The organism is Mesorhizobium sp. M0159, from assembly GCF_040322295.1.
Classification (GTDB): domain Bacteria; phylum Pseudomonadota; class Alphaproteobacteria; order Rhizobiales; family Rhizobiaceae; genus Mesorhizobium.
Genome location: NZ_JAMYTF010000004.1, coordinates 51,727 through 66,859, shown reverse-complemented (window position 1 = coordinate 66,859; position 15,133 = coordinate 51,727). Strand labels below are relative to the sequence as shown.

Below are 15,133 nucleotides of genomic sequence, written 5' to 3'. Positions count from 1 at the left end.
ACGATCACAAACTGGGCTATGTGGGCAGGCGCGTTGGACCGCGCTCTTCTTCCTCGGAAAGCTCGGCAAGCGCCAGGCAACGTCGTGCGGTGCGGTTGATCAGATGGTCCAATACCCCGTCCAGCTTCGTCAGAGCTTTCATGGCCTCACGATGATCATTGCGAGCTGCCGACAGTTCCGCTTGCCGTTGCTGCTCGGCGACGCCGGCCATCTTCTCGTTTTCACGCAATTGCTCGGTTTTTCTGGCGGCGATTTCAAACCGGCCCTGTAGCTGGTGAAGGCTGGCAGCTTTTATCCGATGCCCAATAAGCGAGCCGAACGCTGCATCTTCGGCATCGACCGTGCGCTGCAGGTGCTCCGTGACCGCACTGGCCGCCTGCCGACCCTCCCTCGCGGCCCGGTCCAAAGCGGCGTGCCGTTTGATCACCTCTTCCCTTGCACGGTCCTCACGGCGGCGTCTGAGCTCGCGTAATCGAGTGATCATCTCACGATCTTTCACCGACGATCTCCCGCATGAGTTGGCGTGTCCTCTCCAGGCTCTCATGAGTGGCGGACGCCTGACGCAGAAAGGCGTTGATGACATCGATCTTCGCCACTGCCTCGTCCGCCACGGGATCGCTGCCTTTTTCGTATTCACCGACGCGCAGGAGAAGCTCGATGTCAGCGTAGCGGGCAAGCAGTTCACGCAGGTGGCCGGCGTCGGACCGATGTTCCGGCGCCACAACCGCATCCATGAGGCGGCTTCGGCTGCGCAGGACATCAATGGCCGGGAAATGGTTGCGCTGCGCAAGCTCGCTCGACAAGAAGACGTGGCCATCGAGGAGGGCCTGAACTTCCTCGGCGACAGGATCCAGCGTACCGTCGCCTTCAAGAAGAACGCTGTAGAGGCTGGTGATGGATCCGACGCGACCCGTGCCTGACCGCTCGAGCAGACGGGGCAAGACCGCAAACAGCGAAGACGGAAAGCCGCGACGCGTCGGCGGCTCGCCCGCGGCCAGGCCAATCTCTCGGTGCGCACGGGCAAACCGGGTTAGGTTGTCCATTGCAAGCAACACATGTTTGCCCTGGTCGCGAAAATATTCGGCAATGCTGGTCGCCACATAGGCAGCCTTGACACGCTCAATGGCGGGACGGTCGGAGGTCGCAACAACGACAATGGCCCTCGCCCTGCCCTCGGGCCCGAGCTGTTGTTCGAGGAATTCGCGTACCTCACGTCCGCGCTCTCCAACAAGGGCGACCACCGCGACATCGGCATCGGTGCCGCTGACGATATCGGAAAGCAGGATCGACTTTCCCACGCCCGGTTCGCCAAAGATTCCGACGCGCTGGCCGCGCGCGCAGGTGAGCAGCGCATCGAGCGCGCGTATTCCGAGTTGGATCGGCTGGGAAATCAAGCCGCGCTCCAGCGGAGATGGCGGATAGGCATTGACCGGATAGCTGCCGGCGATGCCGTCCGGCGAAAGCGGCTTGCCGTCCAATGGCTCGCCAAGCGCGCTGATCACGCGACCAAGAAGGCTGGGGCCGACGGGCACCTGCTGGTCTTTTCCGGTCGCCACGACCTCAGTCAGGTTTGAAAGACCGGCCAAATCGCCCAGCGGAACAAGGATCGCCATTTCGTCCATGAGGCCGACGACTTCCGCCTTGGTCACCCTTCCGGTCCTAGGGTCGACGAGTTCGCATATCTCGCCGATACGGGCCTCCTCCACAGTCGCATGAATGACGGTGCCGGCGACACGCCGTACACGCCCCTTCCTGGGCCGGCCGGTATCGTCGCGCAGGCCCGAACGCAAATTCGGAATGATGGAGGCCAGACGGCTTTCGATATCAGCGGCGGGCGCGGTCATCGGACCTCCGTCTTCGGCGCAATCGCGGCAGCTATGGCTTTGAGCTGCGCGTCGATGCTCGCGTCGACGACGGCAAAGTCGGTCGAAACGATGCAGGCGTCCGGAGCCAGCGCGTCATCCGCGTCGATCTCAACCGTCATCGCCAGATCACTCTCGCGCAAGACTGCGTCCAACTCATCACGAACCCTTTCGATGGACGCGGAATGAACTCGGAGTTTCAGGTACTTGGCGCGGCGGATTTCAGTCACCGCCTGTCTTGCGGCTTTGGCGACAAGGGCGCCGACGTCGAATTCTCCCAGAATTCGCCTGACGATATCGACGGCAAGGCCAATGACTTCGGATTCCAGCCCACCAAAATAGCGATCCACCTTGACCGCCGTCTCGCTGACTAGCCGCGTGGCCTCGGCATCGCCTTGCGTCTTGCCGTCGTCATAGCCCTGCGCATATTCGGCCGCATAGGCTCGCCGAGCGGCGTCGCGCAACTGCTGCGCATCACGCCTTGCTTCATCGAGAAACGCATGCCCATCCTGCAGAGCGCGCACCTCGGCGGCCCGCAGGATCCGAGCGTAGGGACGCCTCAGAGCTTCCGACGCTTTGCCCGATTCGATCATCTCGTCTAGCTCATCGCTCGTCGAACAATTGCGGGGCCGACCTCGGCAAATTGTTCGGCTGACGGCTGGTGGATGAGCTCTTGCGGCACCAGCTTGAGACGCACCCGCATGCTCGTATCGCCCGGCATGATCTGACACCAGGCGCCAAGGCAGCTCAGGCCGTCGCCGTAGACGCGACCGGAAATGTCTTCCAGCGGCCCCAATCGATCAATCGGGCCGGCCAGATCGCGGTTGGCGAGGGCGAAAGCGCACAGATCAGCCCCAAGCGCCGCCTGCAATGCGGCCGCTTCGCGCCCAACAATGACAGCGGCCAGACTCCCAGCCCAGTAGATCGCGCCCGAGCGAAGTGCAAGTTCCTCCAGCTCTTCGCCAGACGACAAGGCGATCGCTCGATCCACCTCGTCGGCCGGCTCTTCGACCACTGGAGAGAGCCTATGCCGATCGAGCAGAAGCTTCGACAGTCGCTCCTGCAAGCGTTGCGAGCGCAGCATGCGCTCGCAGGCAGCCTCGCCGACCGCGCCGTCAAAGCACTCCGCGAGCCAAGCCGCATCCACATAGGATGCGGGTTTGGAGATGAATGCCTGCCATTCCGGGCTGGCAGTTTGCTCCGAGCCGGGCTGGGTCATGTTTTCTTCACCGGCATTGCGGAAGCATCGAGCGCATAGATGCCGGGCCGTCGATACCACTGCATGTAGGCCAACCGACCAGCCAGCACGAATATGGCCGCCGCCATGCCATAAAACAGTGACATCGCGGCGGCGACGCTGTCGGGATGTAGCCACAGGCCGAGGAAGCTGGTGAACCCGGCCTCGCCGGTTTCCTGCTCGGGGGCTGTCGCTGCAACCGGAATGAGGGTGACGGAAACATTGTCATAGGTCAGTCCGGCGATGCCCTTGGCCACCAGCATCTTGACCTGCGGGATGAGCTCATTCATCGGAACGGATGCGCGATGCCGGATGAACACGGAGGCGGACGACGGTAGCAGTTGCTGCCTCAGTGGATCGTTTTCGGGCAGGACGAGATGAACGCGCGCCGAAAGTACGCCGTCGATGTCCGAAATCGTCTGCGACAGCTCCTGACTCAGGCCATAGATCATCGTTGCCCGCTCTTCCACCGGCGAGGACACAAGCCCATCCCTCTTGAACACCTCGCCGAGCGTCTGGAATTCCTGTTTGGGCAAGCCGCTCTCGTCGAGAATGGCCATAGCTTCGGCGAAGCGGCCCTTCTGTACGGAAACCGTCATCTTGCCGTCCTTGCCGACCTCGCGTTGGGCCGGGATCCCGTGACGTATGAGCGTGGCCACGATCTCGTTGGCCTGCCGCTGGTTGAGGTTGGAATACAACTCCACCGAACACGCCTGGAGCACAAGCATACCCATGACAACGAGCGCAACGCGAAACCTGGCGCCGCATCGATCCAATCGCGTTAAACGCCGCTGCGAGGTTGGCATGGGCGCGAACACTCCGCGGCGCTTACTGTTGCTTGATCAGCGTGCTGGTGGACGACGTGACGGCCGTCACGCTGCTCGTAACCACCTCGAGATTGGCGGCTGCCCACATCACCGAAATCGATCGTTCCAGGAGTTGCTCTGCGTTCTTGGCTGGGGAGTCTTCGCCTTCCTTGCCGGACGGGGCCGTCTTGTCGGCGCGATCCGGCGTGGCGGCCGTTTCAGCACTTGGGGAAGCGTTAGCCTGGCCAAGAGCCTTCTGGACCTGCTGCATGGTTCCTTCGAGCGACTTAACGGCAGAACCGAAAAGGGCCGATGGTTCCGTGAACACCCCACCTGCGGCTTTTTCCGTCTCGGCCATGTAGTCGAAGAGTTTGTGTTCGACGATCGGCTCGGTCTTCTCCGGTTTGGAAGTCTGTCCGCCTATTGCCGGATTGGCGCCGGGCGTCTGCGCCACCTGCTGACCAGCCGGCGTCGCGACATCACTGCGCTGAGGCATATTGACCTTCGCGGCATCGTGCTTTTCTTGCTTGGCGCCCACCATTCGGTTACCGGGCTGCGCTGCCGCGCCGGCGGTGATTTGCTGTTGCGAACTTATGCTGGTGGTCAAGTTTGCAAGCGTAGCCTCTAGGGCTCCAATCGGCGCGATTTGCATGAATGTGCCCTCCAGTTCTTAGTTCGGTTTGGCGGAGGGGACAGTCTGCGCCTCCGCCTGCTTTCCGCGGAAAACGCGGACCGACACAGCTTTGCCGGCTTCCTGCTTCGTGCTCGGCGTGGCAGGAACCCCGAGCGTTTTCCTGACCAGTTCGATGTAGGATGGCGGCCCCGATACCGAGATGACATCGTCTTGCTTGGAAACCTTTATTGGAAACTTCGGGTCGCTGACGCCCAGCCGTGAAAGCCTGTCTTCGGCGCCAGCAGCCATGTTGGCATCAAGCGGGATCATTTCCGTCTGGACTTCCGCTTCCGTCGCGACGTTCATGACGATACCGTCGAAATGCCAGACCAGCCCGTATCGATTGCATATCTCTTCGAGGAACTCGCGAGCCGTTCCAACCGGCATGCCGGCGCTCAGGCGCCCCTTTACCAGCTTGCTGAGACGCATGGGCACCCGCATGTTGCGGCCGAGCTCAACCAGCGCGTCTGTCACGGACTGATCGATCGTGATGTATTTGTACGGGCCAGGGGGCCAGCGCGGTTCGGCAGCAAACGCAGGCTGGGAGCCAAAGCCGAGCGCCAGGACGACGGCAAGCCGGCGGGCCACAAGGGCAGCTCTGCCTCCAGATAACCGATCAGCATGGTTGATACCGGGTCCCGTCACATTGCTCCTATCGAAAGCGACCCACGAGTAATGCCCCGCCTCGCTTGCTTCATAGCTTGTCCGCCGATGTCATTCTATCGTGGACACTCGAAAATTGGAAGTCCAATTGGATTGCATATCAACGACCTGTGCCAAATGTTGCGAAGGAACCGCAAGACGATACAGTGCGGCGTAGGAATCGGTTACCACCGGGTTCGGGGTCATTGGTTCAATGTGGAAAGGAGTGGTCTCGGTGACGGCAACCAACAGCCTGCTCGCGAAGTTGGACGTGCCCGCAGGCGTTGCTCGAGGCAAGAGGTTTGCGGCAACGCGTCTCATCGAGGCATTGAGTGCATCGGTTCTGGTCGCGGTGGCGTCGATTGCCGCAATCGCGTCGGCGCAGGCCCAATCGAACAGCGGTTATGACCCTAGAAGTTGGACATACGATCGGGGAAGAAATGTACTGGTCTCGCCTAGCGCTTCCGGCCTGACGGCGGGCGGAGAATTCACGCCCGAAGAGTCAGAGATTCCTAGGCAGGTCGTGACATTCAGCGAGGCTCAGCCGAAGGGGTCGATTGTGATCAACACCACGGAGCGGCGCCTCTATTACATCCTGGGGGACGGCAAAGCGCTGCGATACGCGGTGGGGGTTGGCAAGGAGGGGCTGGAGTGGTCCGGTCGCGACACGATTTCGAAAAAGAAGGACTGGCCAGATTGGCGGCCGCCGGCCGAAATGCGATCCAGAGAAGCCTCAAAAGGCCGCTTCCTGCCCGCGCACGTCGAGGGAGGACCGAACAATCCATTGGGCGCGCGCGCATTGTATATCGGCAACACGCTTTATCGCGTCCACGGCACCAACCAGCTATGGACCGTCGGACAGGCCAACTCCTCCGGTTGCATTCACATGACCAACGAAGATGTCATCGATCTTTACGACCGAGTGAAGATCGGTACCCAGATTATTGTACGGCATTGATGGTTCGACGCCCCCTTCCCCGAAAGCCGCAGATGAGCGATCGACCGTAATGATACCTTTCAACATCAAGCAGCTCGAAACCTTTCTCCTGGTGGCGACTTTCGGAAGCTTTCGAAAGGCGGCGGAACGCCTGAATACCACGCAGCCGGCGGTATCCACACGAATCGCCGGGTTGGAGGAAGCGCTGGGTGCCAAGCTGTTCGAGCGGCACAGCAGCACAGTCAGGCTGACCGCCGAAGGACAACGGCTGCTACCACCTGCCCAACGGGTTCTGCGCGTAGCGGAGCGGCTGCAACTGATGGCCAGCTCTCTTTCACAGACTTCAGAGACGACGAGGGTGCTGAGGCTTGGGGTGGCCGAAACGATCGTGCACACCTGGCTCCCGGATTTCCTCGAGGCACTGAAGGCAAACTATCCGCTTGTCGAGACGGATATCGTCGTCGATGCGACGACGACCCTTCGCAATGAACTCATGTCACACCGACTCGATCTTGCGGTGCTGATGGGCCCAATTCTGGAACACAGCATCGAGAACATCGAGATGCCGTCCTTTCCGCTCGTGTGGGTCTGCTCGCCGCACCTGAACCTGCCTCCGCGGCGCAAGCTGACGCTGACTGATCTGATGCAATTCCCAATCATCAGCTATGCGCGGACCACCAGACCCTACAGCGAACTTTACCGCAAGCTGACCGGCGAACTGGAAGAGACGCCGCGTATCTTTCCCGCTAATTCGCTGGCCGCTTCCATCAAAATGACACTCAATGGTATCGGCATCGCCTCTCTCCCTGAGGAAGTCGTCCAGGACTATACCGCAAGCGGTAAACTGCGCATTGTCGACTGCGAATGGCATCCGTCAGATCTGCAGTTTACCGCCTCCTACTCCTCCGAACCGTCCAATCCGGCAGCTGAGCGGGCGGCAAAACTCGCCGCCAGTGTCGCAAACGCGTATGCCGCGAGAACCGACAAGGCGCAGGAGTCAATGGACGATAGGCTCGGCCCGCGGTTTCTCAGCCGATCGAGGTGATCGGCAGATAGACGCGGTCGCCTGAGAAGATCACGTCCGGGCTCAGAATATGATCCATGTTGAGCACAACCGTGTCCGCCACATCCGCAGAATGGGTCTTGGCTATCAGGCGAATGCTGTCGCCATCCCTGACCTCGACCCACCGATAACCGTCTTTCTCCAGCGTTGGGTTCGTGCGGCCCTCAGGATTGCTGCTGCCCTCGGCATGAGCCTCGACATAGTCGCCGGAAACCCAGCCGCTATGCATTTCGCCATCCGGTGCGAAACCTTCGACAGGTATCCAGGTCTCCCCTGACGGATCGGTCGATGGCTTCGCGGTCTGTTCGACGAATGTGCCGGGTTGCAGAACCGTTCCCACAGTCGAATCCCCGTCAGACTGGGTCCGCAAATTCAGGCCGTCATCGGCGACCACGACAAGTTGCGGGAAATCCTCCCCCGAGATCTGCGGGCCACCTGGAACATCCGAAGGATCATCGGGTTGCTGGGACGAGGCATCGCCATCCGGTTTTTTCGGATCGGGTGGAGGGGGCGTCTTCGCGCCCTCCCAAGGCTCCGCGAGCAGGGCGTCCAGCGAGAAGAGAAGCATTCCAACGCCGAAGGTGATGCCCAGAGTCCACCGATCCCATGCAGCCCATCTCTTGTCGGACTTTTCCGCCGCCGCGATATCAGCATCGGTTCGCGGCACTGAACGGCGATTCATCCGGTCCGTCCTTATGGCCGACGCCCAGAATTCCGCGCAACCGAAGGTGAACATGGTGCCGGCGACTGTGGCGATCGGCGCCGGCCAGGAGTGCAGCGTATAGACGGCGCAGCCAAGCACATAGCCGGGTCCAGCCAGATGTTCGGCCAGGTTTCGGATCACCGGTCTGCCGGTGAACGACTGCAGCATCGACTTCGTGCCATAGACGATGTTGCCGAGCGTGAACGTGCTGTTGACGACAAGATCCTTACCCTGGATCATCCCGGTCGCGGCACCTGGCGCTGCGGCAATGAATGTGGCTCCGCCGAGCGCGTTGAGGAATCGCCCGAACGGCTTGTGACCTGCGGTTGCGTTGGGGAAGAGCGCCTGGGCGCCGAAAACCATGCCTCGCACGCCAAATGCCACCGATCCGGCGGTGGCGGTCCAGGTTGGCGGCAATGAACTCCACAACATGTAGGAGGTGGTCGACATGCCGCCAAAGGTGGCGAGCGCCTGAGCGTTTTCCCGCATCCTGGCATAGCTGAGGGCCAGATCGACGCTGGTGGCCTGATCCGGCGTCATCGCCTTTTTATGCGTTGCCCGATAGGTCGTCAGTTGCAGCACGGAGAGGGCGTTTGTTTGCTCCGTCGACATCCAGGCAAACTGCTTAGGCGTGAACTTGCGCAACTGGCCGGGGCTCAACTCGGCAAGCTGCTTCGGCGTCAGCGCCGCTATCTGTTGCTTCGTCAGCGCCTCGATCTGATGAATGGTCAGAGCGCCAAGCTGCTCCCGCGTAAGCGCCGAGATGTGGTCCGGCGACAGCTTTGCCGTTGCCACCGGATCGCGTGCTGCGACGAGATCAGGGTTCAACGCCGCGAACTGGGTCGCATCGAGATGGCCGAATTGGGCAGGTCTCATGGCGGCGACTTGTTCCGACGTAAGGGCATTGCGCTGCTCATCACTGAGCTTGGCGATCTGGTCGGGTGTCAGCTTGCGCACTTGCTCAATGGTCAAGGCAGCGAGCTGCTCGGGTGAAAAGGCAGCGACCTGATCCGGTCGCAAGCCGGTGATACGGCCAGGGGCAACGGCCTGCAATCTGCTTGGCCTGATCGCCTGGAGCTGTTCGGCACTCAGCGCCCGCAACTGCTTCGGCCGAAGCGCCGCAAGTTGATCAAACGTCAGCTGCCCGATCTGCTCGGGGCTCAGTGCAGCAACCTGCTCAGGCGCCAGCTTGGCGATATGCTCTGGCTTGATGGCGTGCAATTGCGTGCCTGTCAGTTCGGAAATCTGATCGGCTGAAAGCGCCCTGACCTCCGGCCCGGTCGGCGCCCGCACCGGTTCCGCATATCCTGGTTCCGCGGCGGAGCTCACCGGAAGCTCAAGGCTGACGATCTTTCCGCTGTCAGGGTCAAAAACCGCCCTGCCCCGGTCGGGCGCCGGCGGCCATGTAGCGGCTGTCGGCGTTTCGGCAGCAATATTCACCGCTTGCGGCGTTTCGCCAGTCACAGCTGGGGCTTCGTTGCTGACCACCTCGGCCACTGGGGGCGGCGGCGCTTCGGTCTGTGCTGGCGTATTGACATCCCAGAACTCGTCGGCCGGCCGCAAGATGACCTGTGGGCGTTTTTGTGTCGATGTGCCGGGCGCGACGGCATCCTCATTGCGCGTGAACTCACCGACGAAATTCCCGTCCGGATCCATCATCCGCCAGCCATAGACCTCGCTCCATGGTATGCTGCCGTCGACTGCGGTCTCGTCGACGCGGGCCATCCTGTCGCTGACGGGTCGGCCCATTGCCTCGAATTCAGTCGGGACGTGGAGGCGCGGTCTGCTTGGATTGAGCGTGTAGAGATAGGTGTAACCTTGCTGCCGAGCGGCTCGTGACTCTTCCGAAACGAAAGCCTTGGCTCCCGAGATTGACTGGCTCGTGCCGACGAAACGGCCATGGGTATTGCCCATGACATAGTTGCTCAGGGCAATGCCTTGCGGATTGTCCACCCAGATTCCTGTCGGGGGCGGTGGCGAGAAGCCTCCCGCGTCCCTGATCTCGGTTGGCGAGCGGGTATCGGCCCGGAACACAAACGGGCCGACATTGCCGCGCAAGGGTCTTGTAGGATCGTCCGCGCCTTCGACAGGCTGATTGCCCTCCTCGGGATACCCAAGACTCCCCGGCCCATGGTCGTCGGAAGCACCACGTATCCAGGGTAGCACCACGGGTTCGCCCGTATTGGGGTCGTATACCAGTATGTGCGTCTTGTCCGCGACCTCCGGCGCATCGGCCGGCGCGCGCGGTCCGTCGGAAGGCGGCACATACACCTGTTCCGGGCTCCTGGGCTCCGTGCCCAACATCGCCGCGACGATCACCTCGCCGTTCTTGTCTTGGAGCCGCAGGGTTCTGCCCGGAGACGTGTGCCCGCTTGTGTCGGGTTCCGGCATGCCGGTGAAGCTGCGCGTCTCCGGATCCCAGACGAGGCGCATCGAGTCGTCTTTTCCTGCCGGCTTGTTCGGCACAATGATGGGACCGCTATCAGCGGGAGGCGGTGAATTGCGCCCAGTCGACCCATGCGGATCGCGGCCCGGCTGCATCGTCGGACCGTCACCGCTGGCGTCACTGGTGTTGACCACTTCTCCAGGTATCACAGGATGACTAGGATCTTGAAATCCCTGTTCCCCGGTCGGCCTGTAAACGCTTGCCGGCGTGCCCGTTCCAGGTCGCAGTGCCCGCAGTCCGTGAATGCCGAGGCCCGTGCCGGCAATGCCGGTGCCAAGACCCGTAAGCGCGTTGGCAAGCTGCAGACCGTTCATCTGCTCCCCGTTGACAGCCAGATCGTAGGCCGATGTCGCCAGCAAAGGTGCACCGACAATCACGGAGCCGACATCCATTCCCCAGGCCGCCTTGTTCAAACCAGCGGTCGACTGCATGTAGGTTCGGGTTTCGAGCGCCAGGGGCGAGCTGGACCGTGTTGCGCCTATGCTGCCACGGAAGGCCTGCAGGGCCGTCATTTCCTTTCCCGCCAATCCGGCGGCCGTCATTTCCCTTCCTGCTAATCCAATGGTGCGCAGACCGCTGGAAGCCATCGGCAGAACCGTGGTTGCCACGCTGGCGACATTCATCAGCGACTCGGTATCGTCCCACTCGCCGCCATGTTCCAGATGGTTGACCTGGTTTATGACCGCTCGGGTGCCGAGATAGGCAGCGCCCGTATAGGCCAAGGGTGCTGCAATCGGCGCGGCCGGCGTGAACGACAGAATGGTGGCTATACCCGTCCCGATGCCAACCAGCGGATCGACGACCTTGTCCCAAGCAGAAACATTGCGCGACTTGACGACTTCCAGTTCGATCCTGCCGTCATCGCCGGCCTTCATCTCCAGACCCTTGGGGACGACGAGCTTGCCATCTTCGCCGAACTGGTTGTTGTTGTCCTGGAAATCTCCGAGGTCGTCGAACTTTTTGCCGGTCACATCGACATAGCGAGTGTTGCCGTCTCCGTCACGCACAGCAAACAGCGCGACCTGCTGTGTCCCGACCTCGTCGTCAACATAGAAAATCGGCACGCTGCGCACATAAGGATTGTCGCCGCCGATATCGCGGATCTCTTCCGTCACATTCTCGATCGCCTCGCGACCTTCCTCGGTCGAACGATCTATGCCGAGCGTTCTGGCGACCGTCTCCTCAAGGGCCGTGCCGCGCTGTTCACGGAACTCGTTGTCGTAGCCGCTGTCGAGCAGTTGCTGGAACTTCGGCTGATAGATGCCGTCAAGCGTCTGCTGCTCATGCTCGTCCAGATAGGTCTTATCCACCGTGCCGTTGCGGTCAACCAGCAACGAGGGATCGCTGGACCGAAGCTCATGATAGTCGCTGAAGCCTTGCACCAGCCCGCGCAGCTCCTCGGCCTGCGTTATCTGAAGCCTTGTCGCGTCCAGCTTGAGTTTGGCGACCGCTAGTTCGGGATCAACCCAGCGTCCACTGGCATCGTCATCTTTTGTATCCAGGTCGATCCAGACTGCCTTCCCGCTCTGGGTCAACGCATCGATCCCTATCTCGTTGTATGTCTGGGCAACCTCCGGCGCCACCTTGATTGTCTGTCCGCCGACGTTGATCTCGACAGGCTGCACGCCATCGGGCAGGGTGCCTTCAGCAGCATCGACTGTTCCTGGCCCGTGCTCCGTCAACGCATTGTTGAAGTTGGTCTGCAGCGTTGACAGCTCGGAGTTCAGGTCTTCAATGCTGTCGCCGAGCTGCCGATCCAGGACATCGTTGAGATTCTGCGCCGCCTGCGCCTCGCTGGCCCTCACCGCTTCCAGGCCATTTGCCGTGCACACCGGCCCGGTGGAACTGCTGCCGCCCAAAAGCTGCTGCCAGTCCTTGTTGAGTTGCCGATCGCGGTACTCATCCCTGACGTTCGTTTCGCTCAGATTGTAGGTGAGCTGCTGCTCGGTCGTGCCCTCTTCGAACTGGTTGACCACCCACAGCTGGCCGTCGCGGACCTCAAGTTTTTGCGATTGGAAGAGACCCAGATAATCGCCACTGACCCTTTGATGTTTCTTTCCCTGTTCGAACAGAAACTGGTGCTCGCTATTATATTCGGCGAGCAGTCTCTGCTCGAGGTCCGTCTGCTGCGCACCCACTTGCGTGGCCTCGGCACGGGCGTTGAAGTAGTTTTGATAGGCTTCCGCCAATTCGAGCTGATTGCCTGCTGTCGTCTGCAGCGCCTTGAGGTCCTGATATTCCTTCGAGTCGGTCGGAATGCCGTCAAGTTCGGCTTGCCCCACCAGGAAGTCGATGGTGAGCTTGTCGCCCTTGCTCAGATGCAGGCCGACTTCGGAGAACAGCTGATCGACAGCCGCATGATCCGCGAGGCCTTGCGCGTACTGCGTTTGCCGATTGGGACCTGGCTGCCCTTGCGCGGATGCAACGTCTGCATTGGGATCAATCAGCGGCGCAAGTTCGCTCTGCTGGGCGATCGCGTCGGCGAGAATCCGCCCGGCAGCCTCATATTCGCCACGGGCATCCTGCGCGTTTTGCAGCAAGGTGTTAGACTTGGTAAGCCGCTCCTGCGCATCGGCAAGCGTGCCTTCCGGTTTCTGCGGGGTCCATTGCAGACCATGGGCTGCCAACGCCTCATTCATAACTGTCTGCGCCCCATCAACAGCATCCTTGTAGGCGGGGTCGAGCATATAGATGTTGAACTGTTCCTGCCGCTGACCGGCCAGAGCTCGCGTCTCCGTAATTTGGGACAGCGCGATGTTCTCAGCAATGATGGCCTGGGCTACCTCGGGATCGATCCAGGTCCAGACGCCATCGATCTTCATCGGCGTCCACTTTCCGCCGGAGGGTGCATTACCCTGTGGCGGATCGCCGAATGGATCGACAACCCTGTTCTCGCCGTCCAGTTTGGGCGTGGCGACGGTACCTAGACCATATCTCTCGATCAGGTCCTGCTTGTTTTGTCCGGCTTCTTCTGCCGCGTCGATGAGACTGGGCAAGGTTTCACCCGCCAGCAGCCCTTCGACGAAGGTCTTTACGACCTCGCCCTCTTTTGCCTCCGTGGCATCACTGCTGTTGGGGTTCACCGCCAACAGCGTCCTGGCCAACGCCTCCTGCGTACTTCCTGCTTCGATCTTCAGGTCGGTCCCGGTGGTGTTGTTGTGCAGCGTCATGCTGCCATCAGGGCTCGTGGTCAGCGTATAACCGTTGAAGGTGACTTCCACGGTCGTGCGGGCACCGTTTTCGATGGTAACCTTTTCGCCCGGGTGAATGATGTCGGGGTCACGAGGCGAATTGACGAGCTCAGGGTTCGTTCTCCTCAGATCGTCCAGCGACACGCCATATTGCTGCGCAATCAGGGTCAGGTTGTCGCCTGGCTTGACCTCGTACTCGACGGGCTCGCCGCCATTGATCTCCTCGGTGGTCGTTGTCGTCACCCGACCGTCCTTGTCGGTGACGATCGTGGTTTCCGTTCCGGCCTTCGGATCGACGATTGTGGTTGTGGTCTCGCCCGTTTCGGTGTTGCGAACGCTGTTGCGCGTCCTGCCGTTCCCGCCCTCCGACACCGTCGTTTCCTTGCCGTCAGACGTCGTCACGACGGTGCGCTCATCATGCTGGTAGTCGTGATAGTAGACGGTCTTGACGCCGGTGTGCGGATCGACAACTTCAACCGACTGCACGTCACCATTGTCGCTCGTCGGTTCGCGCGTCGTGACCTGATAGCCCGCGGCGTTCAGCTCGGCGATCACCTGCTCGTTGGTCAGACCCCTTTCCTGCGCGATTTGCTCGATGCTCTTGCCGTCCGCGAGATCATCCTTGATGCCCTGGGTGGTTGCCCCGCCCGGATCCTGAGATGCAGCGAGGAGGGTCTTGCGACCATCTGGACCGTTGACGGTGGTGACCGGCAAGGCCGGCCCGTTCCCGGGTGTAACGGCTTCCACCGAAGCGCCGTTCGGCAAGGTGGTCCGCTCGGTGACGGTTCCGGTGCCCAGATCGTCTTCGTAACGCGTCGTGATGGCACCGGTGTCGGGATTATAGCTGCTGGTTTCCTTGCGCCCGAGCCCATCCCGGATCGGCGTGGTGGTTGCCGTGCCGTTGGGTTGCTCCACGCTCGTGTAGTAGCTGTCGTGCTGGTAGTCGTAATATTGCGTGATGGTGCGGCCGCTGGCATCCGTGATTTTCGTCGTCAGCACGTCGCCATTGCCGCTCGGGTCAGCGGTCGAAACGGTCATCCCGCCGGACCTGAGCGCGGCGACAACCTGTTCGCGCGTCATGCCCCGGGCAGATGCAATCTGGTCGATGCTTTTGCCGCCGGTAACGTCGCTGACAATATTGCGCGCAGCTGTCGCTTCGGCGGCGTTGCCTTCGGGCGTGCTGCCATCCAGTTTCACCGGTGTCGCCGCCAGTGCCGCGACATTGGTCTGCGTGTAGAGAGCCGGCGTCACCGTCCTGCCATTGACGGATGTGCCGTTGCTGGCGTTGACGACGTTGACCCTCGGCGCTGCCGAAGCCGCAACCGGCGGCGACTGAAGCGAATCCAGTTGCGTGCTCACATGGGCCAGTTCCTGGCGGGCCTGTGCCGCCCAATCACGCTCGCCCATCCTGTTGGCAAGCCTGATCTGCTCCCGCAGCTTGGCAGCCTGGGCCTCCAGCCGCGCTATCTGCGCGGCGTTTGCCTTGGCATTGACCTTTTGCGGCTGGACCGGCGGCTTGGTGGGCGTTATCGGGCGAACCATGAGGACGACCTCCGGAAATTAACGTTGCCGG

General features: G+C 61.4%; 10 protein-coding genes. 2 read left to right on the top strand and 8 right to left on the bottom strand.

Features of this window, described 5'->3' with window-relative positions; all coding sequences use genetic code 11:
* Positions 1-16 precede the first annotated feature (16 nt).
* The 7 genes from NKJ32_RS05485 to NKJ32_RS05455 are packed head-to-tail and all read right to left on the bottom strand — an operon-like array spanning position 17 to position 5,166.
* The gene (locus tag NKJ32_RS05485) at positions 17-499 is read right to left on the bottom strand and encodes a hypothetical protein (RefSeq protein WP_352623079.1); all 483 of its coding nucleotides are present in this window, start codon (positions 497-499) and stop codon (positions 17-19) included.
* Positions 486-1,844: a FliI/YscN family ATPase gene (locus NKJ32_RS05480; RefSeq protein ID WP_352623078.1), complete on the bottom strand. Its 1,359-nt coding sequence runs from the start codon at positions 1,842-1,844 to the stop codon at positions 486-488. Before NKJ32_RS05480 ends, NKJ32_RS05485 begins: the two co-directional genes overlap by 14 nt.
* Positions 1,841-2,455: a type III secretion system stator protein SctL gene (gene sctL, locus NKJ32_RS05475; RefSeq protein WP_352618689.1), complete on the bottom strand. Its 615-nt coding sequence runs from the start codon at positions 2,453-2,455 to the stop codon at positions 1,841-1,843. The genes NKJ32_RS05480 and sctL overlap by 4 nt, the downstream gene beginning before the upstream one ends.
* Positions 2,456-2,460: 5 nt before the next feature.
* Positions 2,461-3,081, bottom strand: coding sequence for a SctK family type III secretion system sorting platform protein (locus NKJ32_RS05470; RefSeq protein WP_352591455.1), 621 nt, complete (start codon positions 3,079-3,081; stop codon positions 2,461-2,463).
* Positions 3,078-3,917, bottom strand: a complete 840-nt coding sequence (sctJ, locus tag NKJ32_RS05465) for a type III secretion system inner membrane ring lipoprotein SctJ (RefSeq protein WP_352826993.1) — start codon at positions 3,915-3,917, stop codon at positions 3,078-3,080. Before sctJ ends, NKJ32_RS05470 begins: the two co-directional genes overlap by 4 nt.
* Positions 3,918-3,927: 10 nt before the next feature.
* Positions 3,928-4,557 carry a hypothetical protein gene (locus tag NKJ32_RS05460; RefSeq protein ID WP_352826991.1) on the bottom strand — a complete coding sequence of 210 codons (630 nt, stop codon included), beginning with the start codon at positions 4,555-4,557 and terminating at the stop codon, positions 3,928-3,930.
* Positions 4,558-4,575: 18 nt separating this feature from the next.
* The gene (locus NKJ32_RS05455; protein WP_352826989.1) at positions 4,576-5,166 is read right to left on the bottom strand and encodes a type III secretion protein; all 591 of its coding nucleotides are present in this window, start codon (positions 5,164-5,166) and stop codon (positions 4,576-4,578) included.
* Positions 5,167-5,455: 289 nt separating this feature from the next.
* Between NKJ32_RS05455 and NKJ32_RS05450 the strand changes: the two genes are divergently transcribed.
* Together NKJ32_RS05450 and NKJ32_RS05445 are read left to right on the top strand one after the other, a co-directional pair.
* Positions 5,456-6,178: a L,D-transpeptidase gene (locus NKJ32_RS05450; protein WP_352826987.1), complete on the top strand. Its 723-nt coding sequence runs from the start codon at positions 5,456-5,458 to the stop codon at positions 6,176-6,178.
* 49 nt (positions 6,179-6,227) lie between these two features.
* Positions 6,228-7,202, top strand: a complete 975-nt coding sequence (locus NKJ32_RS05445; RefSeq protein ID WP_352826986.1) for a LysR family transcriptional regulator — start codon at positions 6,228-6,230, stop codon at positions 7,200-7,202.
* Here NKJ32_RS05445 and NKJ32_RS05440 read toward each other — a convergent pair.
* The gene (locus tag NKJ32_RS05440; protein ID WP_352826985.1) at positions 7,186-15,102 is read right to left on the bottom strand and encodes a LysM peptidoglycan-binding domain-containing protein; all 7,917 of its coding nucleotides are present in this window, start codon (positions 15,100-15,102) and stop codon (positions 7,186-7,188) included. The genes NKJ32_RS05445 and NKJ32_RS05440 overlap by 17 nt on opposite strands.
* Positions 15,103-15,133: the final 31 nt, after the last annotated feature.